Consider the following 25,469-nt stretch of genomic DNA (forward strand, 5'->3'; position numbering starts at 1 on the left):
CTGTGAGCCGAGGCCGCCGCTCGATGCTGGCGGCGCTTGCCTTGCCCCTGGCCGGCGGCGGTCGGGCCTGGGCCTTGTCGGGCCTGGCGTCGGACACGCCAGACGCGGATGCGCTCGATGCCGCGCAATCCGCGGCGTTTCGTGCCTGGTTCGTGCGCATCGTCGGCGAGCAGCTGCGCCAGGGCCCGACCCCACGCTGGTACCAGCGCGATTGTGCGGGCCTGGTGCGCTTTGCCGTGGGCGAGGCGCTCAAGGTGCATGACGCGCGCTGGCTGCGCGCCAACGGCATGCAAGGCAGCGCCTCGGCCCGCCAGTTGCCGCCGGAGCTTAGCCTGAGCCCGAGCCAGCGCACGCTTGGCCAGCGCTGGACCCGCGCCGACGGCAGCACCGGGGCTTATGCCTCCGCCCTGGCCCTGGTGCAGGGCAATAGCCGCTTTGTCGCCAGGAACGTCAACCTGGCGCAGCCTGGCGACCTGCTTTTCTACGACCAGGGTGATGAACAGCACCTGATGATCTGGATGGGCCAGTACCTGGCCTATCACACCGGCACCGTGACCCGTACCGATAACGGCCTGCGTGCCGTCACCCTTTCCCGCTTGATGCAATGGAACGATTCGCGCTGGCAGCCGCAGGACGGCAATCCCAATTTCATCGGCGTATTCCGTTTCGCCTTTTTGTCGAGGTAAAGACGATGCTTGTCGTCATGACGCGCGCAAGCGCGCTTCTGCGTTCCTCCATCCCCCGCATGCTGCTGGCGCTTGCCTTGCTGGCAGGCACCCAGGCGGCAGGCGCCGCCGAGCGGCCGAGCGTCACGCTCGACACGGTGCCGTCAAGCGGCTATAGCGCCTTCCAAGGGCAGCCGTTCTTCCTGCTGTCGGACGCCAGCTACGGCAGCGACCAGACGGCGCAGGTGCGCCTGGAAGCCCCGGGCCGCGAATACAAGAGCGAGCTGCAGCGCTACGGCGGCGCCGACATCCTCGTGTACCGGGTCGCCGATCCGATCGCCTTCTTGAAGGCACAAAAGAACCTGCACCGGATCGACGTCAAGGCGAACTACCGCGGCGAAGGGCTGGCCAATACCTTGTCCTACCTGTGGGATAGCTGGTACAAGCAGGCGCGCCGCGCATGGCAACGCGTGCTGTCGTTCGCGACCCGCAGCAAGGCGGTGGAGGACGCGCCGCAGTTCAGCATGGGTGACCAGATTGCCCAGCCGACCCGCTTCGAGAACAACCCGCAGTACGAGCCGCTCAAGGGCTATGACGTGGTCGAGCGCTTCCGCTACCCGATCTGGGACGCCAAGGAAATCGCGCCGCCCAAGGACGTCAAGCTGGAAGGCAGCAGCAGCGAATTCCTGCCGCGAGACGCGGGCAACGTGATGGTGCCGCTGGGCAAGCTCAAGCCGGGCCTGTACATCGTCGAAGGCATCATCGGCACCTACCGCGCCCATACCTTGCTGTTTGTGTCCGATACCGTGGCCATTACCAAGAGCACCGGCAACGGTATGCTGGTCTGGGCCGCGCAGCGCAAGAGCGGCCGCCCGGTTGCCGGCGCCAGCCTGGCCTGGACCGATGGTCTCGGCGTGCTCCAAAGCGCCACCACTGGCGCTGACGGTGCGGCAGATCTGGCCCACGCCAGCCCGGAGCGCAGCTACCTGCTGGGCGTGGATCCGGCCGGCGGCGCGTTTATCTCGGAAAACTTCTACTACGACAGCGAGATCTACAACACCAAGCTGTACGCCTTCACCGACCGGCCGCTGTACCGTCCCGGCGACGAAGTCCGGGTCAAGTTCATTGGCCGCAATTTCCGCAATGCCACCGAATCCGGCCCCGCTGCGCCCGGTGATATCAAGCTGGAGGTGCTGGACCCCAACGGCGCGCCGCTGGCCTCGGTCGCTACCGCGCTGGCCGCTGACAACGGCGCCGACGCGCGCTTCACGCTGCCCGCCAATGCCCTGGCCGGCGGCTATACGCTGCGCTTCGACTACGGTGGCAACACCTACGGCGGCGCCTTCCGCGTGGCCGAGTACATCAAGCCGCATTTCGACGTGAATCTTGCGTTGGACAAGGCCGACTATGCCACCGGCGAGGCGGTCAAGGGCAAGATCCAGCTGCGCTATCCCGACGGCAAGCCGGTCAAGGACGCCAAGCTGTCCGTCAGCCTGCGCGCGCAGCAGGTGACGATGGTGGAGGGCGAGCTGCAATATGCCGGCCTGTTCCCGGTCAAGCTGGAGCAGCAGGAACTGACCACCGACGGCAGTGGCAATGCCGCGCTGGTGCTGCCTGCCGCCAAGGATCCGAGCCGTTACGTGGTGACGGTGTTCGCCAACGACGGCGCGGCCTATCGGGTCAAGGTCACGCGCGAACTGCTGATCGCGCGTGGCGCCACGCCATACAAGCTGACAGCGCCGGCCAACTTCACCAACCCGGGCCAGAGCGTGACCTTCCAGTTGCAGGCGCTGGCCGCAGGCGGGCAGGCCTCGGCGCAGGCGCCGGCCAAGTGGGAACTGGTGCGCCTGGAGTCCCGCACCCGCAGCGAAGGCGCGCTGAGCCCCGCCGCCAACGGCACTGTGTCGTTCCCGGTCAAGTTCGACCAGCCGGGCTCGTACACGCTCTCCGTCAAGGACGGCGCGGGCAATCTGCTGGCCGCCGCTAGCCACTGGGTGGCCGGCGAGGGCCTGCAGACCGTGCCGGGCAATATCGAGATCGTGTTCGACCGGGACCGCTACCGCATCGGCGACACGGCCGAAGCGCTGGTGACGTTCCCGCTCGCCGTCGAGGATGCCTTGCTGACGCTCGAGCGCGACCGGGTGGAGCGGCGCGGCCTGCTGTCCAAGGGTGGCGACTGGCTGTCGCTGGAGAAGGTCACCGACAAGCAATGGCGGGCGCGGATCAAGGTGGGTAACGATTTCAGCCCCAATATGACGTTCTCCGTGCTGTACGTGAAGGACGGCGACTACGTGTTCCAGAACGCCGGCATTGCCGTGGTACAGCCCACGATCGAGCTGGTGGTCAAGAGCGACAAGCCTGTCTATGCCCCCGGCGAGACCGTCACGCTGGACCTCACCAGCGCCTTCAATGGCAAGCCCGTGCCGGCGAATCTCACCGTCAGCGTGGTGGACGAGATGGTCTACGTGCTGCAGCCTGAAATCGCCCCGAGCATCGTCGACTTCTTCTACCATCCGCGCCGCAACAGCGTGCGCACCACTTCCAGCCTGAACTTCATCGGCTACGACCTCGCCGTGTCGGGCCAGCCCGGCGCCGGTGGCCCTGAGCGAGGCCGCTATAACGAGCGTGGCGTGAAGGTGCTGGAGCGCCCACGCCGGGACGAGAAAGACACTGCCGCGTGGGAGGTCAACCTGCGTACCAGCGCAGACGGCCGCGCGCGCATGAGCTTCACCATGCCTGACTCCCTGACCCGCTGGCGCATCACGGTGCGAGCGATGTCTGCCGACGGCATGGTAGGGCAGCGCACCGCCAGCATCCGGTCCGACAAGGGCCTGTATCTCAAATGGACCGGGCCGCAACGCTACCGCGCCGAGGACGCGCCGCGCATCGACATGGTGGCCTTCAACCAGGGTGAGCAGGAGGTGGCCGCGGACCTCGTGGTGATCGGCGCCGGCCTGAACATCAACCAGAGCGTGACGCTCAAGCGTGGCGCTAACTACGTGCGCCTGCCGGTTGCGCAGGGCGCTCTGCAGGGTGGCGTGGTCAATGCGGAGATCAAGCTGCAGGGCAAAGTGCTGGACCGCCTGCAGACCACGCTCACGGTCGAGCCCACCGGCTGGCTCTCGCAGCGCGAGCTGACGCTGCCGCTGGCAGGTGCCAATGCCGCGTTCAAGCTGCCGGCGGACGCACAGGACGTGCGCCTGCGCTTCGTCGACGGCGCCGCCAGCCAGTTTGCCCGCGTGGCGGACGACTTGCTGGCTTATCCGTACGGCTGCACCGAGCAGACCGCCAGCCGGCTGATTCCGCTGGCATTGGCCCAGCGTAGCCTGGCCGCCACCGCCGCGGACACGGGCGGCGGCACCCAGGGCATCGACGCGCTGCTGCGCACCCAGCGCCAGCGCCTGGCGCTGCTGGCTGGGGTCAATGGCCAGTTTGGGTGGTGGGGCGATACGGTGGGCAATAGCGCGCTGCTGACGGCGTATGCCTATTACGCCGACTGGCTGGCAACGCGCGCCGTCGGCATCAGCCTGCCGCCCGATCACTGGAAGCGCACGCTGGAAGCTTACAAGCAGGCCATGAAGGAGCCGCTGCTGCACCGTGCGCTCGCGCTGTGGTTCATCAACGAGATGGGCTTGCCGGTGGCCACGCAGCTCGGTGGCGTGGCCGGCGAGCTCGCTCGCCCCGGCGCCGACGCGCCTGGCGCGGCCGTGGGCGAAAGCCTGGTGTTTGCCGCACCGGATTCGCCGCAAGGCCGCCGCGTGGCGACCGTGCTGGCCGCGCAGCTCTACAAGCAGATCGGCCAGCCGATGCCGGAAGGCCTGGCCAGCGCCGCCGAGGCCGCGCGTCTGACGTTGGCGAGCGATCCTTCGCCGCTGGTGCAGAGCCTGCTGCTGATGGCGGGCAAGGGCGCGGCCACTTCCGACGTGCAGGCGCTGCTGGCCCGCGCCGGCGCTGCCTCACCGACGATTGACCGGGCCGTGACGCTGGTGTGGCTCAACAAGGCCCTTGGCGGCGGGCTGGGCCGCGGGCTGGCCGGCGAGGGCGATCCCGCGCTGCGCGTGCCGCAGGGCAACTGGAAGGCTACGCGCAGCCCGCTCGGCCTGCCGGAATGGCGCTGGAGCGGGGCGCAACTGCCTGAGACGCTCGCGCTTACCGTGCCGCAGAACATGGATGCGGCTTCGCAGTCGTTCAACACCAATGCCGTGGTGTCCTACCGCAGCCGTGCCCAGGAAGCCTCGCGCCTGCCGATCGGCATCGAGCGCAAGCTCTATCGCCTGGTGCCCACGAGCGATGGCGCAGCGAAGGACGGCAAGCCAGCCGAAGCCGCCGCGGCGGGTACGGCCGGCCTGAGCTTCTCGGCCAAGCCGGTCAAGCCGGGCGACAAGCTCGACAGCAACACGCTCTACGTCGATGAAATCGTGCTGAGCCCGCGCCAGGGCACCTATCGCTACGGGCTGGTCGAAGCACCGCTGCCGCCCGGCGGCGAGGTCGAGGGCACGACGTGGGGCCTGCGGATCGACGGCTTGCCCGATCCAGACAATAAGGTCACCGGCCTGCAGCCGTTCCAGCGCGCCGTGACATACGAGATGGGCATGCTGTCGTATCACCAGCCGGTAGTCTCGCTAGAGCGCCCGGTGGTGCTGCGCCAGCTGGTGCGCTTTTCGCTGCCAGGCAAGTTCAACCTGCCCCCGGTGCGCTACTTCCGCATGTACCAGCCAGATGCCAAGGCCCTGCAAGGCGACGGCAAGACGGCGGGTTTCCCCTTGACGGTGGAGTGAGGCGGGCATGAACGGCGCAGCGCGCATGGCCGCCGGCCGTGCCTGGTGGCGACGGCTTGCGGTGCTGGCCGCCGTGGGTGCGGCGTGCGCCGGGCCCGTGCTGGCTGCCACGCTCGCGCCCGCCGAGCCCCTGCGCTTCGCGCGGCTCGCGGGAGCGGACGCGCAATTGTTCGCCCTCGACGGCAACGCCGCCGCGCCCGCTGCCACGCCATTGCCTGCCAGCTTGCAGACCCCATTGGGCAGCGTGTGGAAGCTGTTCGTCTATGGCTACCTGGTCGGCCGCGACAAGCCATCCGATGACTACACCTGCCGTGGTGGTGACCCGGAGGAGGTTTACTGCTGCACGCCCGGCCAGAGCATCGACCGCGAGCGTGCGCTGATTCAATCCTGCGGACGCTATTTCGAGCCGCGGCGGCTGGGTCTGTCCGCTGCGGACTGGCGCCGCTTCTGGAAGGAGGCAGGCGCACCCGCGTGGCTGCAGGACATGCGGGCGATGCAGCCCGCTCGCAACGTGGCCGTTGCCGATCTGCTTGCCGGGCTGCATGCCGTGCCCCCCGCCGCGCAACAGGCAGCCGCCGCGACGCTGGTATCGGTACTGACGGTGGGGCGCGGCGAAGGCACGCTGGCCAACTATGGCAGCCTGCTGCGCGCCAAGACGTGGACCATGCCGGACCCGGCGCGGCCGGGCGCATCCATCGGCGGCGCGGCCGGCTGGCTTGCCGATGGCAGCCCGGTCTGGCTGGGCGGCCCCGGCGCCAGTGCCAATGTGCTGCGCCGTGCGGCGCCCCGCCTGCAGCCGTTGCTGGCCACCGTGCCGGTGCCTGATGATGGCGCCTGCGTGCTGGTCGATATGTTCGAGCGCTATGCGCTGCGCGATCTGCAAGCCGCCGGTACCGGTACCGGCAATGGCACCGGCGCAAGTCGCCAGGCCGTGGCGGATGGCCCGCTCAACGGCACCTATCGCGCCGAGTTTGCCAATGGCAACACCCTGCGCGTGGAGAGCCGTGGCGAACTGATGCTGCTGCGCAAGCCCGGCGCCGCGCCGCGCGTAGTGGGCCGTTTCGGTCTCAATGACTACGTGGCGCGGGTGGTCGAGCGCGAGGGCGACACCACCGAGCCCGAGGCCGCCCGCGCCCTGGCGGTGGCCGCGCGCAGCTACCTGATCCAGCAAGCCACGCGTGAGCAAGGCTGCTTTCATATTGCAGATAGCAGCCGCACCCAGCGTGTGCTGCCACGTGCACCTACCGCCGCGGCGCGGCGTGCCGCTGATGTGACCGATGCGCTGGTGTTGTCCGGCGTGGCCGTGCGTTATCACCACGACGCGAGCGGCCAGGGGCGCATGGCCTGGCTGGAGGCCCGGCGCGCGGCCGGGCAGGGGCAGTCGTTCGATGCCATCCTGGCCCGCTGGTGGCCTCAGGCCACGCTCACCTCGTTCCAGAGCCCCGTGGCCGGCGATTGCCTGGCGGTGGCCAATGCGCGGCAGTGGCTGGCGCAGCGCGCGCCGCACTGGGAGCGCCGGCTGGCGGCGGAGCCGGGCTATGAAACGCCGCCGCTGCCCGCAGTGTGCGAAGTGCGCGAAGGCCGCCCTTATGCCGATGCGCGTCGCAACCGGCTCTATATCCACCGGCTGGCCAGCGAGGACGACCGCATTGCGCTGGCTCACGAATATCTCCATCTTGCATTTGCCCGCCACCCGCGCGGGCAGGACGAAGGCTTTGTCGAAGCCATGGCGCGCAAGCTGGTACGTACGCAAAACCCATCATGAATCTCACCCGTAATCTGTCCTGCAACTGGCGCCACGGCGTGCTGGCCCTGGCCTGCGCCGCGGCGCCGCTGGTGGCCGCGGCCGAGCCGGTTGCCGATCTGGACGGCCCGGTGGGCGGCTGGCGCCACGGCGGCTTGTCCAACGAGCTCGAGCGCTATACCGCCGCTTATCCCAAGCCGCCGGTGGACCGGGGCACGCAGAAGTACCGCACGCTGATCGAGGGGCGCCTGCGCAAGGTCGGCAAGGAGGGCCGCAAGCCGCCCACGCTGGTGGTCAACGGCACGGCCATGCCGCTGTATGCCGACGAGCAGGGGCGCTTCGCGCGGCCGTGGGCGTTTGGCCGGGGCTCCAACAGTGTGGAGATCGTGTCCGCTGATGGCGCCTCGCGCCAGCGCTTGCAGTTCTACGAGGCCGACGCGACCAAGATACAGGCCAAGCTGCGCGCGGTGTTGACCTGGGACGATCCCAAGGCCGAGGTCGACCTGCATGTGATTTCACCTGACGGTGGCCATGCCTTCTTTGCCAGCCCCTTGTTGCCGGAAGGGGGCGGTCTGGACGTGGATAGCGTGGACGGTGCGGGGCCGGAGATTTTCTCGAGCGCGGCGCCGCGTCCCGGGGTGTGGTTGTTCTATGTGAATTACTGGGGCAATTTCAACGCCGACGGCTACAACTTCGAAAAAGGCAAGAACGATCGCGACCTGATTACCGCTAAGCTCACGCTGATCTACAACGAGAACACGCTCAATGAAAAGCGTGAGACGCTCGTGGTGCCGCTGCGCAAGCTGGGCGAACTGGCGCTGATGAAGTCGGTGCGTTTCTGATCCGACACATCGATCAGCCACACTGATAGCCAGACTGACGCCTAGCCAGAAAACCAGTCGCAAAGAACGCAGGAAGGAACCGTGGATATGCAGCACTCGCCGAAACTAGCCTTGATCAGCCTGACCCTGCCGGCACTGTTGCTGGCCGGCGCCGCGCGAGCCGACGATGCCATCGAGTTCACCACGCCGCGCAATGGCTGGCGCAACTCGGCCGGTGATGCTTCGGCCTATACGCAGGAAGTGCATTACCCGGCGGTGGCGGTCTCCACGCGAGCCGGGCAAGCCGCCAGCGCCATGATTGCCGGGCGCATCCGCGCGGCGCCGAAGTCCGAGGCGGATGCCGCGAGCGCCGCGTCGAGCCCCGCACCCGGCGGGCGCGGGCGGCGCGGTGGCGGCTCGGTTGCCACCCTGGTGGTCAACGGCGTGGCGATGCCGCAGCGGGTTGAGGAGGATGGCCGCTTCTCACGGCCCTACGCCTTCTCGGGCGGCAGCAACAGTGTGGAGATCCGCAGTGCGCAGGGCGCCAGCAAGCGCGTGCAGTTCTACGACGGCTACCTGGGCAAGACCCGTCCGCGCCTGCGCGTGGTGCTGTCCTGGGACAGCGATCAGACCGACCTGGACCTGCATGTGGTGGCGCCCGACGGCCAGCACACCTTCTATGCGAATCGCGTGGCCAGCAACGGCGGCGCGCTCGATGTCGACGTCACCACCGGCTATGGCCCGGAGATCTATTCGATTGCCGCGCCGCCACCCGGCACCTACCTGGTGTATGTGAACTACTACGGCAGCGGCGCCGGCCCCGAAGCCATTACCGTGGCGCAAGTAGCGCTGATCACCGATGAAAACACGCCCAACGAAAAGCAGCAGGTGTTCCGCGTGCCGATGCGCAAGCCCGGCGAACTGACGCTGATCAAGTCCTTCGCCATGAAGTGAGCACCGCGCCGAAACTCTCCAGCACCCCAGCACCCCAGCGTCCCGGCACCTCCGGGATCACCCCGGCAGCCCAATCTCCCACAATCCCCATGCAGCAGCAGAAGATCCTGTTCCTCAGTGTTTCCGCCGGCGCCGGCCACATGCGCGCCGCTGAAGCACTGCGTCTTACCGCCGAAGCCGAATTCCCCGGCGTGCAGACGCTTCACCTGGACGTGATGGAATACGTCCCGGCCACGTTTCGCAAGCTCTACACCGACTTCTACATCAAGCTGGTAAACAGCTATCCGGCCCTCTGGGGCATGCTGTACCAGCACACTTCCGAGGCCGACCCGGCAGCGCCGATGCAAAAGCTGCGGCGCGCCGCCGAGCGGCTGAGCACGCGCGCGCTGCGCCGTGCGATCGACGAGTTCGCCCCGGATGCCATCGTCTGCACGCACTTCCTGCCCGCCGAGATCCTGATGCATGAGGTGCGCCGGCAGCGGCTGGCGGTGCCCGTGTGGGTGCAGGTGACGGACTTTGATCTGCACGGCATGTGGGTGATTCCCCATATGACGGGTTACTTTGCCGCCAGCGAGGAAATCGCGTTTCGCATGCGGGCCAGCCGGATCGAGGCTGGCCGCATCCATACCACAGGGATTCCGGTGGTGCCGGCGTTTTCCCATCCGCAGGATCGCCAGGCTTGCGCACAGCATTTCGGGCTCGATCCGGCAAGGCGCACCATCATGCTGATGGGGGGTGGGGCAGGCCTTGGCGGCCTTGATGAAGTGGCCGGCGCGCTGATGCGGCTGGAGCACGATTTCCAGCTGATCGTGCTTGCCGGGCGCAACGAGACCGCGCTGGCGCGGCTCAAGACCCTCGCCGCCGCACACTCCGGGCGGCTCTTTCCCTTCGGCTTTACCAATGAGGTGGAGCGTCTGATGGCGTGCTCCGATCTGGTCATCACCAAGCCCGGCGGCCTGACCACGTCCGAATGCCTGGCGATGGGCGTGCCGATGGTGGTCAATGCGCCGATTCCCGGGCAGGAAGAGCGCAATGCCGATTACCTGCTGGAGCAAGGCGCCGCGCTCAAGGCGGTCGACCTGGTATCGCTCGAATACCGGGTGCGCCTCTTGCTGGCGGAGCCGGCGCGGCTCGACCAGATGCGTGCGCGGGCTAGCGCGCTGGGGCAACCGGCGGCGGCGCGCCGCGTGCTGGAAACCGTGCTCGGGCAATTGGCGCGGTGCGGCCAGCTAGCCGGCCACGGCGGCGCGGCTGCGACGGCGGCGCGTTGAGATGCGCGCGCTGAACCTGTCTTCTTCCACCCGGCACGCGGGCCAGTCCTATCCGTCGCGCCATCCGATGGTGCTGGTGCTGACCGTGGCGTGGACCCTGCTGCTGGCCTATTTCTTCGCTAACGTGGAGATCCAGATCGAGGGCGCCGCGGGCTGGGCGGCCAACCTGCCCACCTGGCGCATCGAGCATCACTGGCTGCTGGATATTTTCTGGGGCGGGCGCCCGATGACGGGGTATCACGCGTGGGTATTCCCCTGCGTGGCGCTGTTCTTCCATTTTTCACTGGTGTTCGGCGGGCGCTGGAACTGGCGCGCCGAGGCGCGCGTGATCGCCTGCATCATGGTGTTCTGGATCAGCGAGGATTTTCTCTGGTTCGTGCTGAACCCGGCATTCGGGCTGGCGCGCTTTGCGCCGAGTTTCGTGCCCTGGCATATCCACTGGTGGGCCGGCGCGCCTACCGATTATTGGGTTTCGCTGGGCGTGGCGGCGGCGTTGCTCTGGCTGTCATGCAGGGGGCCGGTGGGGAATCGTTACAGTTTTTAGGCAAATGCAGTCAATATGCTGTTTGGTGCATATGTTGCGGCGCAATGTGTGACCAATACAACGCTTCTCGCCATTTTGCGGCGGTGCATCGTGGCCCGTTTTGGCGCCATCCTGTTTCCTGGGAGTAGAATCCGGCCCTTGTGTACTTTGTAGCATTCTTATAACAAATGAGCCCCCGTCCTTCGCGCATGGCGTGCATTGACGCTCTCAAGGCGATCAGTTCACAGCTGATCGTGCTGCACCATCTTGCCTTCTATGGCCCCATGTCCGATGCGGCCCACGTGCTGGCGCCCGGTCTGCTCGACTGGTTTTCGCAGTACGCGCGCATCGCCGTGCAGGTGTTCCTCGTCATCAGCGGCTTCCTGGCGGCGCGCAGCGTGGCGCCCGGCGGGCATTTGATGGTGCCGCGCCCCTTGCAGGCAATCTGGCGCCGATATCAGAAGCTGGTGGTGCCCTATACCGCGGCTATCTTGATTGCCATTGCCGGTGCCGCCATCGCGCGCACCTGGATGCATCACGACTCCATTCCCGGTGCCCCCGGCCTGCACCAGTTCCTGGCGCATGTGCTGCTGCTGCACAACGTGCTGGACTTCGATGCCTTGTCTGCCGGCGTCTGGTATGTGGCCATCGACCTGCAGTTGTTCGCCCTGTTGATGGTGGCGTTGTGGGCAGCCCGCCGCTGCGAGCAATGGTTTGACGTGGGCGGCAGCCCGATGGGCCCGCTGGCGGTGGCCGGGCTGGTGCTGGCTTCACTGTTCTGGTTCAACCGTGATGCCACATGGGATATCTGGGCGATTTACTTCTTCGGCGCCTACGGCTTGGGCACGCTGGCCTTCTGGGCATCCGAGCCTGAGCGTTCGCCGGTGGCACTGCTGGTGTTGTGCACCGTGGTGCTGGCAGCGCTGGTCGTGGATTTCCGGCTGCGCATCGCGGTGGCGCTGGCCATCGCGCTCCTGCTCGGCACGGCGCGCCGTGGCGGTTGGCTTGAGCACTGGCCGCAGGCCCAGTTCCTGGCATTTTTCGGGCGTATTTCCTACTCGGTGTTCCTGGTGCATTTCCCGATTTGCCTGGTGGTGAATGCCCTGGTCTTCCATCTGGCTCCGCACCAGCCCCTCCTCAATGCGCTCGGCATGGTGCTGGCCTGGCTGCTCAGCAACGCCGCGGGGGCATTGTTCCATCGCTACGTGGAGAGCGGTGCGCCGTTGCGCGCATTGCGCCTGGCGCTGTGGCCCGCTGCCCACGAGCCGGTCCAGCGGCAGGAGGCGGGGCAGCAACGGTCAACCTGACCGACCGATAGCCCCGATAGTCCCGATAGCGCTTTCGGTTTATCCGAAGGCATAGCCAGCGGCACCCGGCCCCAGCGGCCCGGTGCCGCTTTTGCATGGTGCCTATGCACCAGGACTGGTGCTGGCCGCGGCGCTTGCGCACAGGCACGGTGCGCAAGCGGCATCGTGCGGCGTGCAACACAAGGTAAAAACGAGCATTGGGATATGGCACGAAGGTTGCCTACTATGGAATCGTAAACCTGACCGTTTGGTCAGGATTCTTGTTCCGAGGCTGCCATGTCCGATCATATTGTCCTGACCTCGCACGCGCGCCGCGACAAGCCGGCCGAGCCAATCCACTGGGGGGCCGCCACGGCAGCGGAGCGCGGCCCCGTGATCGCAAGCCTGACCAATCCGGCTCAGCGCAATGTGATCGGCACCCATTCCGGCGCATACGCGGTTTACCGCGCGCTGGCGGTGGCCTCCGGCAAGCTGCAGCGAGACCACCGCGCTGATCTCACCGATACCTCGCCGGCCGAGGTCATCGGGCCTCACCCGCAGTGGAGCGATCCGGACAAGATCGTCTCGATGGATCCCTGGGGCCACCTGGTTTCCAGCGCCTTCGGCGACCGGATCGCCGCGGGCATCGACATCCGTCCCTCGATCGCCATTACGCGTGCCCACATCAATATGCCGGAACTGATGGGCGCCATTGCGGCCGGCCGGCTCACACCCGACGGGCAGATCCTTCATGCCAATGGCGACGTGCGGGTCACCAAAGCCGCGATCGATCCGGTCTGGTACCTGCCGGGGCTGGCGCGCCGCTTCGAGATCAAGGAGAGCATGCTGCGCCGCAGCCTGTTCGAGCAGACCAGCGGCATGTTTCCGGAACTGGTCACGCGCCCCGACCTGAAAGTGTTCTTGCCGCCGATCGGCGGCATGACCCTGTACTTCTTCGGCGATGTCAGCCAGCTTGGCAAGCCCGAGACCAAGGTGGCCTGCCGCGTGCACGACGAGTGCAACGGCTCGGACGTGTTCGGCTCCGACATATGTACCTGCCGGCCGTACCTGGCCCACGGCATCGAGGTGTGCATCGAGATGGCGCAGCAGGGCGGTGTGGGGCTGGTGGTCTATAACCGGAAGGAAGGCCGGGCGCTGGGCGAGGTGACCAAGTTCCTGGTCTACAACGCCCGCAAGCGCCAGGTTGGCGGCGACCGGGCCGAGACTTATTTCGCACGCACGGAATGTATCGCCGGCGTGCAGGACATGCGCTTCCAGGAGCTCATGCCCGACGTGTTCCACTGGCTCGGCATCAAGCGTATCGACCGCTGGGCTTCGATGAGCAATATGAAGCACGGGGCGCTGACCGCTCAGGGTATCGAGGTGGTCGAGCAGGTCGCGATTCCCGATGCACTGATCCCGGCCGATGCCCGCGTGGAAATCGACGCCAAGGTGGCGGCTGGCTACTTCACGAGCTATACCCCGCCCGACGCGGAAGAACTTGCGCTGGCCAAGGGTAGAGGACTGCACGAATGAACGAGATACCCGAAGCGGGTGGCGTGCGCGGCGCCGCGAATCCCTTCATCAACGGCGAGGATGATGCCGGTGGCTGGGCCAGTCCCGTGCCGCCGGGCCATCCGGCCGCCGCGTTGCTCACCGGCCAGGCGGTACGCACCCGCTGTGCTGCCGTGACGGATCATGTGGCAGCCGGCGCGTCCGAGCTGTTTACCTGGCATCCGGAGCGGATCCCGGCAGTGGCCGATTACGTGGCGGCCACCATCCGCCAGCGCTATCCCGACCTCAACGTGCCGTACCACAGCCGCTGGCGTCATTTCGAGAGCGGCGGCCCTGGCGAGAAGCTGGACCGCTGGCAGATCCTGTGCGAACGCGGCGGGCTCTCCGGCGAGGCCGACCGTGAGGAGCGCGCCCGCATCGGCATCGACCTGGTGATTCCCAGCGTATTGCTGGATGCCGGCGCAGGCCCGGACTGGCGCTATCGCGATCCTGCCAGCGACCTGTCGCTGACGCGCTCCGAAGGGCTCGGCGTGGCCAGCTTCGACCTGTTCGCGCGCGGCGGCTTCTCCGCCCAGCCGGGGCAGCCGCTGCGCTCCGATGCCGAGCGCCTGATGCGTATCGATGCGTCTTCCATCGCAACCGCGTTCCAGGTGGCCCAGCACAACCCGCTGGTGGGCCTGGATGGACGCGCCGGGCTGTTGCGCCGTCTTGGCGAGGTGGCGCAAGCCACGCCAGCGGTCTTTGGTTCGCCGGCGCGGCTGGGCAACCTGTTCGACTACATCAAGGCGCATGCCAGCTCTGGGCGGATCGAGGCCGGCTTCGTGCTTACCACGCTGCTGGTGGCGCTGGGGCCGGTATGGCCCGGGCGCGTGAGCCTGGAAGGCGTGTCGCTGGGCGACTGCTGGCACCACCCGGCCTGTACTGATGGCCTGGTGCCTTTTCACAAGCTGACCCAGTGGCTCACCTACTCGCTGCTGGAACCGCTGGAAGATGCCGGCCTGACCGTGACCGGGCTAGAGGTCCTGACGGGCTTGCCCGAATACCGCAACGGCGGGCTGCTGTTCGATTTCGAGCTGATGGTGCCGCGCGACCCTGGCTTCACTGCCGTGGCGCACACGGTGGATGAGCCGGTTATCGTGGAATGGCGCGCGCTCACGGTGACGGGACTCGACCTCGTGGCCGCGTCCGTGCGCGAGGCGCTCGGGTTGTCGGCAGAGTCGTTCCCGCTGGCCCGCGTGCTGGAGGGCGGCACCTGGGCCGCGGGGCGGCGCATTGCCGCCAAGCGCAGGCCAGGTGGCCCGCCACCTTTCGCCATCAACAGCGACGGCACGGTGTTCTAGCGGGTTTGCCAGACCCGCGCCACAGCAAACAGCAAACAGCAAACAGCAAACAGCAAACAGCATGAGCAACCAGCAAGTGCTATCCGCTATCGCCTTCCAGGAGCGCATCATGACCGACCTCTCCGCCGTACCGCCCGCCACTGCGTCCGTGATGGTAGTGGATCATCCGCTCGTGCAGCACAAGGTCACGCTGGTCCGCAGCGAAGACACCACCACCGACAATTTCCGCCGGCTGGTGCGCGAGATCAGCCAGCTGCTGACCTACGAGGCGACCCGCGACCTGGCGATGGAGACCATCGCTATCAAGACGCCGATCGCGCCCATGCAGTCGCCGGTGCTCTCGGGCAAGAAGCTGTGCCTGGTGTCGATCCTGCGGGCCGGCAATGGTTTCCTGGATGGCATGCTGGACTTGCTGCCGGCCGCGCGGGTCGGGCATATCGGCCTGTACCGCGACCCGGAAACGCTGGAGCCGATCGAGTACTACTTCAAGATGCCGGAAGACATCCATGAGCGGCTGGTGATCGTGGTCGACCCGATGCTGGCTACCGGCAACTCCGCCATCGCCGCGCTCAACCGCTTGAAGGAAGCCGGCGTGAGCACGCTCAAGTACGTGTGCCTGATCGCTTCGCGGCAGGGTTTGAAGGCCTTGCGAGCGGCGCACCCCGACGTTGCCATCGTCACCGCGGCCATTGACGAGGAACTCAACGAGCACGGCTACATCGTGCCGGGCCTGGGCGACGCCGGCGACCGCCTCTACGGCACCAAGTAATGGGAGCGCCGGCTACGGCGCCACCGCCATGCTTTCCGCCGCCGCGGGAAGTGGCGGGGGGGCGCATCCGCCAGGAGAACGAGGCGCTGATCTTGCGCGCGGCCGAATACGTGTTCGCCCGGGCCGGGTTTGCCGGCGCGACCATGAACGAGATCGCCACGCGCGCCGGCGTGCCGAAGTCCAACCTGCATTACTACTTCCGCACCAAGCAGGCGCTATATCGGGCCGTGCTGGCGCATACGCTCGCGCTGTGGCTGTCCGAGACCGACATCATCGGCGCGGAGCAGCGGCCCCAGGTGGCACTGGAGCAGTACATCCGCGCCAAGATGCGGCTGTCTGCCAGCCATCCGGATGCCTCGCGCGTGTTTGCCAACGAATTGCTGCACGGTGCGCCGGAGATCCGCGACGTGCTCAGCGGTGCGCTGCGCGCGCTGGTGGCGCGCAAGGCCGGCGTGATCCGGGAATGGATCGCGCGCGGCGAGATGGCCAGCGTCGATCCGCAGCACCTGTTTTTCACAATCTGGGCCGCCACCCAGACCTATGCCGATTTTGAGTCGCAAGTTTGCGCCGTGCTTGGGGTGAGCCACCTGGGCCAGCGCGATTATGAACAGGCCACCGACCACCTGGTGCGGCTTTTGCTGCGCGGTTGCGGGCTGGAACCGGCTGGCCTGGCCGTGGAGTTATCGTCAACAAGGGGAGAGAGCCATGAGTTTTGAGGGTAAGCGCAGGTCCTGGTTGAAATTCGCGGCGGCTGCCGCCAGCGTGGCCGCACTCGGTGGCGTCGTGCCGGCGCAGGCGCAGGCCAAGCTGAAGGTGGCGGCGGTATACACCGTGCCCGTCGAGCAGCAATGGGTGTCGCGCATTCACAAGGCGCTCAACGAGGCCAAGGCGCGCGGCGAGATCGACTATGTGTTCTCGGAAAGCGTGTCCAACGCCGATTATGAGCGCGTGCTGCGCCAGTACGCGGAGCAGGGCTCGTCGCTGATCCTGGGCGAATCGTTCGCCGTCGAGGCGGCCGCGCGCAAGGTGGCCAAGGACTATCCCAAGACTGCGTTCCTGATGGGCTCTTCCGGCAAGCCGCAGGCGCCTAACTTCTCGGTGTTCGACAACTACATCCAGGAGCCGTCCTACCTCAGTGGCATGATCGCCGGCGGCATGACCAAGACCAACCATATCGGCATGGTGGGTGGCTACGCCATCCCCGAGGTCAACCGGCTGATGCACGCCTTCATGGAAGGCGCGCGCGAGGTCAATCCCAAGGTGAAGTTCACGGTCAGCTTCATCGGCTCGTGGTTCGATCCGCCCAAGGCCAAGGAAGCGGCCTTCGCCATGATCGACAAGGGCGCCGACGTGCTCTACGCCGAACGCTTTGGCGTATCCGACGCCGCGAAGGAAAAGGGCAAGCTGGCGATCGGCAATGTCATCAACACGCAGCCGCAGTATCCCGCTACCGTGGTGGCCTCGGCGCTGTGGAACATGGAGCCCACCGTGGGCGCCGCGCTCGGCAAGGTCAAGGCCGGCCAGTTCAAGAGCGAGGACTACGGCCCTTATTCGCTGATGAAGTTCAAGGGCGCGGAACTGGCGCCGCTGGGCACGTTCGACGGCAAGGTGCCCGGTGATGTGATGACCAAGGTCAAGGCGAAAGAGAGGGCGATCCTCGATGGCAAGTTCGCGGTGAAGTTGGTGGAAACGGAGCCGAAGTCGTCGCAGTGAGGTGGCCAGAGCCACTTGAAGTGCCCGGCTGCGTTTGCTCCCCCCGCCCGCGTTTGGGCTAGGGGAGCAAACCGTCGACGCTTTTAAACGCCATCATCAGCCATCCATGCTCACCCCTATCCTGCGCCTTGCCGGCATTACCAAGCGATTCGGCCCGCTTGTGGCCAACGACGATATCTCGCTGGAGTTGCAGCGCGGGGAGGTGCTGGCCTTGCTGGGCGAGAACGGCGCCGGCAAGAGCACGCTGGTCAGCATACTGTTCGGGCACTACGTGGCCGACGCCGGCACGGTGGAGGTGGACGGCCAGCCGTTGCCGCCCGGCCAGCCGCGCGCGGCGCTGGCAGCCGGCATCGGCATGGTGCACCAGCATTTCACGCTAGCCGACAATCTCTCGGTGCTGGACAACATCATGCTCGGCACCCAGCCGCTGTGGCAATGGCGCCTGGAGCGGCGCGCCGCGCGCGACAAGGTGATGGCCCTGGCTGCGCGCTTCGGCCTGGCGGTGCGCCCCCAGGCAAGGGTCGGTGAGCTGTCGGTGGGAGAGCGCCAGCGCGTGGAGATCGTGAAGGCGCTGTATCGCGGCGCCCGCGTGCTGATTCTCGATGAGCCGACTGCCGTCTTGACGCCGCACGAGGCCGAGACGCTGTTCTCCACGCTGGCGCAACTGATCGCCGAAGGATTGTCAGTGATTTTTATCAGCCACAAGCTTGACGAGGTGCTGCGTGTTTCCGACCGCATCGCGGTACTGCGCGGCGGCAAGCTGGTCGCGCAGTGCGCAGCGGCGCAGACCACCAAGGCTGAACTGGCGGAGTTGATGGTCGGCCGCGTGGTAGCGATGCCGGAACGCGCGGCGCGGCCGAGTGTCGAGGATGGCGCCAATGGCAACGCGGCGCCACCCGTGTTCGCGCTGGAGCACGTAGGCGCGCGCGCTGCCAACGGGCGCGCGCTGCTGCGCGAGGTCAGCCTGCAGGTGCGTGCCGGCGAGATCGTCGGCATCGCCGGTGTCTCAGGCAACGGACAGGCCGCATTGGCGGAGCTGGCCAGCGGTACGCTGGAGGCTAGTGAGGGGCGTGTCACCTTGGCAGGCAAGCCGATGCCCGCAAAGCCCCGCGCATGGATTGGGGCTGGCGTGGCACGCGTGCCGGAGGATCGCCATGCGATCGGCGTGGTGGGCGATCTTGCCGTGTGGGAGAACGCCGTTAGTGAACAACTCAGCGAGCCGCGCTTTTCGCGCTGGGGTGTCATCCGGCGCGCCGCCGCGCAGCGCTTCGCGCGGGACCTGGTCGCGCGTTTCGATGTGCGCACCGCCGGCATCGATGTGCCGGCGCGAACCATGTCGGGCGGCAATATGCAAAAGCTGATCCTGGGCCGGGCGCTCTCGGTGCGCGGCGAAGGCAGCGCGCCAAGGCTGGTGGTGGCCAGCCAGCCAACCTGGGGACTCGATATCGGCGCGGTGGCCTATGTGCGCGCCCGCCTGCTCGAGGCTGCGCGCGAAGGCGCTGCCGTACTGCTGATCTCGGAGGACCTGGATGAGCTGCACGCGCTGGCCGATCGCATCGCTGTGATGCATGCCGGACACCTGACCGAAGCCCGGCCTACGGCGGCGTGGACGCTGGGCGAGCTCGGCCTGGCCATGGCCGGCTCGGGCGGTGGCCAGCACGCGCAAGCGGGCAAAGAGGAGGTGCTCCATGCGGCTTGAGGCCCGAACCGGCGTTTCGCGCGTGGCCATGCTGGCGGCGCCCATCGTCGCCATCCTTGCCACGCTGCTGATCTGCGCCTCGCTGGTGCGCTGGGCCGGCGCACCGGTGGGACGTGCCTATGCGCTGCTGCTGGAAGGCGGCTTCGGCTCGCGTTTTGCGTGGTCGGAAACGCTCACGCGCGCCACGCCGCTGATCCTGACCGGTTTGTCGGTGGCGGTGGCCTTTCGTGCGCGGCTGTTCAATATCGGTGCGGAAGGGCAACTCTATCTCGGTGCGCTGGCCGCCGTGGCGGTTGGCGGTCAGGTCGATGGCGCGGTTGCGCCCTGGGCGCAGCAACTGCCCATGGGCTTGCTCTTTGTCCTGATGGTGGTGGCGGGCATGCTGGCCGGCGCCATGTTGTTGCTTGGGGCCGCGTGGCTCAAGACCCGGCTCGGTGTGGATGAGGTGGTCACGACCCTGCTGGCCAATTTCATCGTGCTGCTGTTTGTCTCGATGATGCTCGATGGCCCGATGAAAGACGCCACCGCGATGGGCTGGCCGCAATCGGTGGCGCTGGTACCGGAGCTTGAGCTGGCCAAGCTGGTGGAACGCTCGCGCGTGCACAGCGGTTTGTTGCTGGCTTGCGCGCTGGCCGTGATTCTGTGGGCGGTCAACCGCTTCACGGTGTTTGGCCTGCAGATGCGGGCGGTAGGCGCAAATGCACGGGCCGCGGCCTTCGCCGGCATGCCGGTGCGCAGGGTGACGATGTGGGCCGCGTTGTTGTCCGGCGGGCTTGCGGGGCTGGCGGGCGTGGTGGAGGTGGCCGGGCGCACCAGCTACCTCACGCTCGATATTTCTCCCGGCTATGGCTATGCGGGCGTGGTTATCGCCATGCTGGCGGGGCTGCATCCGCTTGGCGTGGTGGCGGCGTCGGTGTTCGTGGCCGGGGTGTTGGTGGGGGCGGATGGCATGAGCCGCGCGGTGGGCGTGCCCAACAGCATTGCCGACGTGATCGTGGCGGTGGCGCTGCTCGCGATGCTGGTGGCGACCATGCTGACACGCTACCGCATCCGCTTCGATGCCCCGGGTAAGGTGGCCTGATGGAACTGCTCGATATCGTGGCCTCGGCGCCCTTCTGGATCGCGGTACTGCGCGTGGCTACGCCGCTGATCTTCGGCACGCTGGGCGTGCTGCTGTGTGAGCGTGCCGGCGTACTCAACCTTGGCATCGAGGGCATCATGGTGGCTGGCGCTTTCGGTGGCTGGCTGGCCGTCTATCACGGTGCGCCGCTATGGGGCGGGGTGGCGGTGGCAGCCGGTGTCGGGCTGGCCTTCGGGCTGCTGCATGGCTGGCTGACCGTGAGTCTGGCGCTGTCCCAGCATGTGGCTGGGCTGGGCGTGACCATGCTGGCCACCAGCCTGTCCTACTATGCCTACCGGCTCGGCTTTGCCTCGGTGTCCGCGCCGCCCACCATCATGCCCTTTGCCCCGATGCACTGGATCGGCGGCATTCCGCTGATCGGCGGTATGTTGAGCCCAGTGTTTGGCGAGGAGACCGCATTGACGCTGCTGGCGCTGGGGCTGGTGCCGGTGGTGGCCTGGCTGCTCTACCGGACGCCGCTCGGGCTGGCCGTACGCATGGTCGGCGAGAATCCCGCCGCGGCGCAGGGGCAGGGGATTCGCGTAGGCGCGATGCGTATCGGTGCGATCATGGCGGGCTCCGCCCTGATGGCCGTGGGCGGCGCGTTCCTCACGCTATCCGCGTTCAACGCATTCTTCTTTAACATGATCAACGGCCGGGGCTGGATCTGCGTGGCGCTGGTGGTGTTTGCTTCGTGGCGGCCGGGCCGCGCGCTGGCCGGCGCCTTGCTGTTCGCCGCCTTCGACGCGCTGCAGCTGCGCCTGCAGCAAAGCGGCGCCAGCCTGCCCGGCTTGCCGCCGCTGCCTTACCAGCTTTACTTGATGTTGCCGTATATGCTGTCGATCCTCGCGCTGGTGCTGGTGGCGCGCCGCGCCGCCTACCCACAGGCGCTGATGAAGCCCTATCGCAAGGGTGAACGCTGATTCCAGGCAAGCAATCATAATGACAAGGCCCGCACCATGCTCGACCTGATCCTACGCAACTGCACGCTCCCCGATGGCCGCGCCGGCATCGACATCGGCATCCTGGGCGATCGCATCAAGGCGGTGGAACCGGCGCTCAAGGCGCCTGCCGCTGCCGAGGTCGATGCTGCGGGGCAACTGGTGACGCCGCCATTTGTCGATGCGCATTTCCACATGGACTCGACGCTGTCCTACGGCTTGCCGCGCATCAACCAGTCCGGCACGTTGCTCGAAGGCATCGCGCTATGGGGCGAGCTCAAGCCGCTGCTGACGCAGGACGCCATCGTCGAGCGCGCGCTGGCCTATTGCGACTGGGCGGTGGCCAAGGGCCTGCTGGCGATCCGTTCGCACGTCGATGTGTGCGACCCGCGCCTGCTTGCCACCGAGGCGCTGCTGCATGTGCGCGAGAAGGTCCGGCCTTACCTTGACCTGCAACTGGTGGCCTTTCCGCAGGACGGCGTGCTGCGCGCGCCGGGCGCGCTCGACAATCTCAAGCGGGCGCTCGGCATGGGCGTGGACGTGGTGGGCGGCATCCCGCATTTCGAGCGAACCATGGCTGATGGCGCCGAGTCCGTGCGCATCCTGTGCGAGCTGGCCTGCGAGCGGGGCTTGCGGGTGGACATGCACTGCGACGAGAGCGACGATCCGATGTCCCGTCATATCGAGACGCTGGCCTGCCAGGCCGTGCGCCTTGGCTTGCAGGGCAGGGTGACGGGCTCGCACCTGACCTCGATGCATTCGATGGACAACTACTACGTCTCCAAGCTGATCCCGCTGATTCGGGAGTCGGGCGTGGCGGCCATCGCCAACCCGCTGATCAACATCACACTGCAGGGCCGGCACGATAGCTATCCGAAGCGGCGAGGCATGACCCGTGTGCCGGAGCTGCTGGCCGCCGGCGTGCCGGTGGCGTTCGGCCACGATTGCGTGATGGACCCGTGGTACAGCCTGGGCTCGGGCGACATGCTGGAGGTGGCGCATATGGGGCTTCACGTGGCCCAGATGACCGGGCAGGACGCCATGCGCGCGTGCTTTGCTGCCGTCACCGAAACGCCGGCGCGCATCCTCGGCCTGGAAGGCTATGGCATCACGCCGGGCTGCCGGGCCGACCTGGTGCTGCTGCAGGCACGCGATGCGGTCGAGGCGATCCGGCTGCGCGCCACCCGCCTGCTGGTGTTGCGGGCCGGCAAGGTGGTGGCGAGCACGCGTCCCGCCACGGCCACCTTGCACCTGGATGGCAGGCCTGGGCACGTCTGTTTTCAGCCTTGATCGCGGCCTCCAAAGAAATTTCAGGGCAGGAGTTGACAGCAGATTCCGTGTTCTGCATAATGTCGTTCTTCGCGGCGCTGCGGCAAAGCAGCAAAACGAAGCCCAGATGGCGAAATTGGTAGACGCACTAGGTTCAGGTCCTAGCGGTGGCAACACTGTGGAGGTTCGAGTCCTCTTCTGGGCACCAAGACTCGATGAAAAAGGCCGTTGCTTATGCAGCGGCCTTTTTCTTTTGTGCCGCGCTTTCATGCGGTTGCTAGCCAGGCGGCATCCGGCACATTTCAGGGCGCCGCCGCCCATGGCGGCCTATTCTTCGCGCTCCACGCACGCCACTTGGTCTCGCCCCCATCCGCGATGGGACGGCGGCCGGCATAAAACATCGCCGACCTGCGGGGCTTCGAGCCCGGGTGGGCGTACGTCGATGCCAGCATGCCGAACCGTCTTATGCCTCGTCGTCCTTGCGTGCTGGTGGCATCGGCCGGAAGGGGAATAGCTGCTGGCGCACGAAGCCGTCCGGCATGTAGTCGCCGACTACGCCGTATTTTTCGGGGAAACGCTTGCCGGATTTCACTGCGGTGCCAAACAGGTAGTCGAGAAAGGCATAGTGCGCCGAGTAGTTCTTGTCGATCGCCTCGTCATCCGACGCATGGTGCCAGTGATGGAAATCCGGCGTGACCACCAGGTAGCGCAGCGGGCCCCACGGCAGGTGGACATTGGCGTGGTTGAACACCGCCTGGAAGCCGACGATGATGATGTACGCGTCGATGACGCCCTTGTTGAAGCCCAGCACGTAGAGCGGCGCCAGCACCAGCACGCGCGTGAACACCAGTTCCAGCATGTGCTGGCGCGAGCCTGCGAGCCAGTCCATGGTCTTGGTGCTGTGGTGCACGGCGTGGAATTTCCACAGGAAGGGCACCTCGTGATACGCGCGGTGGGTCCAGTACTGCGCCAGGTCGGCCGCGAGTATGCACAGCAGCAGTTGCAGCACGAAGGGAATGCCACCCACGAACGCATGCACGCTGTCGCGCACCAGCCAGCCGAACAAGCGGAAGATCAGGAAGTTGACCGTCAACAGGATCAGGCCAACGATGAAGTGGTTGACCGCGAAGTGCACCAGGTCGGTCTGCCATTCGCGCCGGAATACGGCCTGCCCGCGATAGAGCGGGAACATCTTTTCGATTACTACGAAGATCAGCGTCGAGCCGAGCAGGTCGAGGATGAACCAGTCCAGGCCGATGTACGGCGTGTGGTCCGGGAAGTCGCCCACGGCTACGCGTGAGCCGCCCAGCGCCACCGCCAGCGCTACCAGTGCGAATGCCGCGGCGTTCAGGCTGCGCTTGCGGCCCAGCACCAGGTTGCTCAGCGACATGCCGCCGGACACCAGCAGCGCGGCAAACAGCACGTGACGCAACACGTCGACCGAATACTTGTGGCGTAGCTCGGGCGTGGTCAAGTATTGCGGGAAATGGAAGGCAATCACGCCCAGCAGGCTCAGCCCGCCCAGGGCCAGCGCAAGGATGGCGGTGATCATGCCGCGCCCGGCTTCGAGCTCGCCGCTGCTGCCCAGCAGTTCGCGGGTCTCGCGCAGGACGTTGTGCACCGGGGCGATCGGCAATCTGCCGGCGGCGCCGTTCTGTTTCATTTTTGAAGCATCGGGCTCGCCAGGATTGCCAGGCCTGTCAATGGGGTCGTTGGTCATCAGGATCTTCCGCTGTTCCGTTGTTTCGCTTCTTCTTGTGCTGCGCTGCTACGGCAGGCTCGCCGGGCTTTCGTCCTGCGTCCCGGCGGCCAGCCGCGATCCTAGCGGAGCGCCCCCGGTTTGCATAGCGATGTGGCGAGCGGGCGGAACGTGCCGGCCGCTCGCCAGGCAGCCCTGTACGGCGCCGCACGCAAGGCGCGCCCAGCCCCTAACGCTTGCGCCTTGTTTGACCTATGCTCAAAAGCAGAGTCGACATGGTTCATTTCAGCCAGGGGTTGCAGTCATGGCCAGGAGTGTGTCATCTGCGAGCGCGACGCAGGGTGGTGCAGGCACCGCAGGGACCAGGCTTTGCACATACGCTGCCCATCCCCATCCCCATCCCCATCCCCATCCTTGCCGGCTTTGTTGCTGCTCGATCCTTGCTATGTTGGTGGCCTCCCTGGCGCAGGCCGAAGAGCGTCCCTCCGGCAGCAACGCTGGCCTCGGCTGGGATCAGCTCGAACCCGATTCAGTTGCGCAACTTGCCAGCGAATCCCAGTCGCCGGCGGCGCCGGCCAGCGGTGGCGATGTGCAGGCACCGCTGGTCGCGTCGATCGGCAAGTGGTCCTCCTGGGGCGGCAGTACTTCAGCTGCATCGGCTCCGCCCAGCGCGGACAACGATGCCCCCGGGCTTTCGGCGGCCTTGCGCGATCCGGTTTATGCCGAACCCGTCAGCCGGCCGCGACACGCCGAGTTCTTCCTGCGGCTGGACGATGCCACTTCGGCCACCGGGTTTGTTGGCGGCCGGATGCAAAGCATGGCGCTCGCGCTGGATACCGTATTGCCTCGCAGCGGCGGCCTGACGATACAGCCGCGCTTGCAACTCGCCTATCAGCCCGGCCTCGATAAGAACGCAACCGGTTTTCTCTCCGGACAGCCGGCGGACGCAAGCGCCGCGGAGGTGGTGGTGCGGGTCTACCGGACGCAGCCAACCCGGCTGACCGGCGTCGGCGGGGTCTACCCCTTCGTCGAGGCGGATCTTTGGCAGGACCGCAAGCAGGTGATCAATATCAATGGCACCCGCATCGATCCCGACATGTTGCGTGGGCTGCTTTCCGTCAACCTTGGCGCGCACGGCAGCACGAACGGGGGCGTCAAGCTCTGGGTCAAGCTGAAAGCCGGGCGCAATCCTGGGGGCACGCTGGGCGCGCGCTATCGCTGGTAGCCAGGGCGGGCGGGCAAGAAGGGGCTTGCATTTTTCTCTCACTGCGCTAGAATGCCGTCTTCGCGTGCGGCTGTAGCTCAGTTGGATAGAGTACTTGGCTACGAACCAAGGGGTCGTGGGTTCGAATCCTGCCAGCC

At 66.8% G+C, this 25,469-nt stretch carries 19 protein-coding genes and 1 tRNA gene; 19 read left to right on the forward strand and 1 reads right to left on the reverse strand.

What is annotated here, in order from left to right:
* Nucleotides 1-23: 23 nt before the first annotated feature.
* From AC1Q7Q_RS19495 to AC1Q7Q_RS19580, 18 genes are all read left to right on the forward strand, one after another.
* A complete protein-coding gene (locus AC1Q7Q_RS19495) occupies nt 24-686 on the forward strand; it encodes a DUF1175 domain-containing protein (RefSeq protein ID WP_492374713.1) in 663 nt (220 codons plus the stop codon).
* Between the two features lie 5 nt (nt 687-691).
* Nucleotides 692-5,443: an alpha-2-macroglobulin family protein gene (locus AC1Q7Q_RS19500; RefSeq protein ID WP_492374702.1), complete on the forward strand. Its 4,752-nt coding sequence runs from the start codon at nt 692-694 to the stop codon at nt 5,441-5,443.
* 7 nt (nt 5,444-5,450) lie between these two features.
* Complete coding sequence (locus AC1Q7Q_RS19505; RefSeq protein WP_492374703.1) at nt 5,451-7,208, forward strand: DUF2300 domain-containing protein; 1,758 nt, start codon at nt 5,451-5,453, stop codon at nt 7,206-7,208.
* Nucleotides 7,205-8,029, forward strand: coding sequence for a YfaP family protein (locus AC1Q7Q_RS19510; protein ID WP_492374704.1), 825 nt, complete (start codon nt 7,205-7,207; stop codon nt 8,027-8,029). The genes AC1Q7Q_RS19505 and AC1Q7Q_RS19510 overlap by 4 nt, the downstream gene beginning before the upstream one ends.
* An 87-nt stretch (nt 8,030-8,116) precedes the next feature.
* Nucleotides 8,117-8,962, forward strand: coding sequence for a YfaP family protein (locus AC1Q7Q_RS19515; RefSeq protein ID WP_492374714.1), 846 nt, complete (start codon nt 8,117-8,119; stop codon nt 8,960-8,962).
* 89 nt (nt 8,963-9,051) lie between these two features.
* The gene (locus AC1Q7Q_RS19520) at nt 9,052-10,233 is read left to right on the forward strand and encodes an MGDG synthase family glycosyltransferase (protein ID WP_492374705.1); all 1,182 of its coding nucleotides are present in this window, start codon (nt 9,052-9,054) and stop codon (nt 10,231-10,233) included.
* A 67-nt stretch (nt 10,234-10,300) separates the two neighbouring features.
* Nucleotides 10,301-10,777, forward strand: coding sequence for a hypothetical protein (locus tag AC1Q7Q_RS19525; protein WP_183037099.1), 477 nt, complete (start codon nt 10,301-10,303; stop codon nt 10,775-10,777).
* 167 nt (nt 10,778-10,944) lie between these two features.
* Entirely contained in the window at nt 10,945-12,063 is a 1,119-nt protein-coding gene (locus AC1Q7Q_RS19530; protein ID WP_492374706.1) for an acyltransferase family protein, read from the forward strand.
* Nucleotides 12,064-12,339: 276 nt separating this feature from the next.
* A complete protein-coding gene (locus AC1Q7Q_RS19535; protein ID WP_043355607.1) occupies nt 12,340-13,578 on the forward strand; it encodes a GTP cyclohydrolase II in 1,239 nt (412 codons plus the stop codon).
* Entirely contained in the window at nt 13,575-14,897 is a 1,323-nt protein-coding gene (locus AC1Q7Q_RS19540) for a URC4/urg3 family protein (RefSeq protein WP_492374707.1), read from the forward strand. Before AC1Q7Q_RS19535 ends, AC1Q7Q_RS19540 begins: the two co-directional genes overlap by 4 nt.
* Nucleotides 14,898-15,006: 109 nt before the next feature.
* The gene (gene upp, locus AC1Q7Q_RS19545) at nt 15,007-15,666 is read left to right on the forward strand and encodes a uracil phosphoribosyltransferase (RefSeq protein ID WP_174427839.1); all 660 of its coding nucleotides are present in this window, start codon (nt 15,007-15,009) and stop codon (nt 15,664-15,666) included.
* On the forward strand, nt 15,666-16,382 hold the full coding sequence (locus AC1Q7Q_RS19550) for a TetR/AcrR family transcriptional regulator (protein ID WP_043355603.1): 717 nt from the start codon (nt 15,666-15,668) through the stop codon (nt 16,380-16,382). The genes upp and AC1Q7Q_RS19550 overlap by 1 nt, the downstream gene beginning before the upstream one ends.
* The gene (locus AC1Q7Q_RS19555; RefSeq protein ID WP_492374708.1) at nt 16,372-17,379 is read left to right on the forward strand and encodes a BMP family protein; all 1,008 of its coding nucleotides are present in this window, start codon (nt 16,372-16,374) and stop codon (nt 17,377-17,379) included. Before AC1Q7Q_RS19550 ends, AC1Q7Q_RS19555 begins: the two co-directional genes overlap by 11 nt.
* A gap of 106 nt (nt 17,380-17,485) precedes the next feature.
* A complete protein-coding gene (locus AC1Q7Q_RS19560) occupies nt 17,486-19,078 on the forward strand; it encodes an ABC transporter ATP-binding protein (RefSeq protein WP_492374709.1) in 1,593 nt (530 codons plus the stop codon).
* Complete coding sequence (locus AC1Q7Q_RS19565; protein ID WP_492374710.1) at nt 19,068-20,159, forward strand: ABC transporter permease; 1,092 nt, start codon at nt 19,068-19,070, stop codon at nt 20,157-20,159. The genes AC1Q7Q_RS19560 and AC1Q7Q_RS19565 overlap by 11 nt, the downstream gene beginning before the upstream one ends.
* Complete coding sequence (locus AC1Q7Q_RS19570) at nt 20,156-21,121, forward strand: ABC transporter permease (RefSeq protein WP_492374715.1); 966 nt, start codon at nt 20,156-20,158, stop codon at nt 21,119-21,121. Before AC1Q7Q_RS19565 ends, AC1Q7Q_RS19570 begins: the two co-directional genes overlap by 4 nt.
* Nucleotides 21,122-21,157: 36 nt before the next feature.
* Entirely contained in the window at nt 21,158-22,429 is a 1,272-nt protein-coding gene (locus AC1Q7Q_RS19575) for an amidohydrolase family protein (RefSeq protein WP_492374711.1), read from the forward strand.
* 100 nt (nt 22,430-22,529) lie between these two features.
* A tRNA-Leu gene (locus tag AC1Q7Q_RS19580) sits at nt 22,530-22,616 on the forward strand.
* 255 nt (nt 22,617-22,871) lie between these two features.
* Here the strand turns inward: AC1Q7Q_RS19580 and AC1Q7Q_RS19585 are convergent.
* Nucleotides 22,872-23,960, reverse strand: a complete 1,089-nt coding sequence (locus tag AC1Q7Q_RS19585) for a sterol desaturase family protein (protein WP_492374716.1) — start codon at nt 23,958-23,960, stop codon at nt 22,872-22,874.
* Nucleotides 23,961-24,552: 592 nt separating this feature from the next.
* Between AC1Q7Q_RS19585 and AC1Q7Q_RS19590 the strand changes: the two genes are divergently transcribed.
* Nucleotides 24,553-25,332 (forward strand): hypothetical protein, encoded by a 780-nt coding sequence (locus AC1Q7Q_RS19590; RefSeq protein WP_492376856.1) that lies wholly within the window; start codon nt 24,553-24,555, stop codon nt 25,330-25,332.
* The last annotated feature ends 137 nt before the right edge of the window (nt 25,333-25,469 follow it).

Source organism: Cupriavidus sp. GW823-FHT07A04, assembly GCF_058794615.1.

What these genes read in the sequence shown, in the direction of transcription:
- AC1Q7Q_RS19505 (WP_492374703.1), top strand. Translation starts at nt 5,451, where the DNA reads ATGAACGGCGCAGCGCGCATGGCCGCCGGCCGTGCCTGGTGGCGACGG.
- AC1Q7Q_RS19540 (WP_492374707.1), top strand. Translation starts at nt 13,575, where the DNA reads ATGAACGAGATACCCGAAGCGGGTGGCGTGCGCGGCGCCGCGAATCCC.
- AC1Q7Q_RS19575 (WP_492374711.1), top strand. Translation starts at nt 21,158, where the DNA reads ATGCTCGACCTGATCCTACGCAACTGCACGCTCCCCGATGGCCGCGCC.
- AC1Q7Q_RS19510 (WP_492374704.1), top strand. Translation starts at nt 7,205, where the DNA reads ATGAATCTCACCCGTAATCTGTCCTGCAACTGGCGCCACGGCGTGCTG.
- upp (WP_174427839.1), top strand. Translation starts at nt 15,007, where the DNA reads ATGACCGACCTCTCCGCCGTACCGCCCGCCACTGCGTCCGTGATGGTA.
- AC1Q7Q_RS19590 (WP_492376856.1), top strand. Translation starts at nt 24,553, where the DNA reads ATGTTGGTGGCCTCCCTGGCGCAGGCCGAAGAGCGTCCCTCCGGCAGC.
- AC1Q7Q_RS19520 (WP_492374705.1), top strand. Translation starts at nt 9,052, where the DNA reads ATGCAGCAGCAGAAGATCCTGTTCCTCAGTGTTTCCGCCGGCGCCGGC.
- AC1Q7Q_RS19555 (WP_492374708.1), top strand. Translation starts at nt 16,372, where the DNA reads ATGAGTTTTGAGGGTAAGCGCAGGTCCTGGTTGAAATTCGCGGCGGCT.
- AC1Q7Q_RS19500 (WP_492374702.1), top strand. Translation starts at nt 692, where the DNA reads ATGCTTGTCGTCATGACGCGCGCAAGCGCGCTTCTGCGTTCCTCCATC.
- AC1Q7Q_RS19565 (WP_492374710.1), top strand. Translation starts at nt 19,068, where the DNA reads ATGCGGCTTGAGGCCCGAACCGGCGTTTCGCGCGTGGCCATGCTGGCG.
- AC1Q7Q_RS19585 (WP_492374716.1), bottom strand. Translation starts at nt 23,960, where the DNA reads ATGATCACCGCCATCCTTGCGCTGGCCCTGGGCGGGCTGAGCCTGCTG.
- AC1Q7Q_RS19495 (WP_492374713.1), top strand. Translation starts at nt 24, where the DNA reads ATGCTGGCGGCGCTTGCCTTGCCCCTGGCCGGCGGCGGTCGGGCCTGG.
- AC1Q7Q_RS19560 (WP_492374709.1), top strand. Translation starts at nt 17,486, where the DNA reads ATGCTCACCCCTATCCTGCGCCTTGCCGGCATTACCAAGCGATTCGGC.
- AC1Q7Q_RS19530 (WP_492374706.1), top strand. Translation starts at nt 10,945, where the DNA reads ATGAGCCCCCGTCCTTCGCGCATGGCGTGCATTGACGCTCTCAAGGCG.
- AC1Q7Q_RS19535 (WP_043355607.1), top strand. Translation starts at nt 12,340, where the DNA reads ATGTCCGATCATATTGTCCTGACCTCGCACGCGCGCCGCGACAAGCCG.
- AC1Q7Q_RS19525 (WP_183037099.1), top strand. Translation starts at nt 10,301, where the DNA reads ATGGTGCTGGTGCTGACCGTGGCGTGGACCCTGCTGCTGGCCTATTTC.
- AC1Q7Q_RS19515 (WP_492374714.1), top strand. Translation starts at nt 8,117, where the DNA reads ATGCAGCACTCGCCGAAACTAGCCTTGATCAGCCTGACCCTGCCGGCA.
- AC1Q7Q_RS19550 (WP_043355603.1), top strand. Translation starts at nt 15,666, where the DNA reads ATGGGAGCGCCGGCTACGGCGCCACCGCCATGCTTTCCGCCGCCGCGG.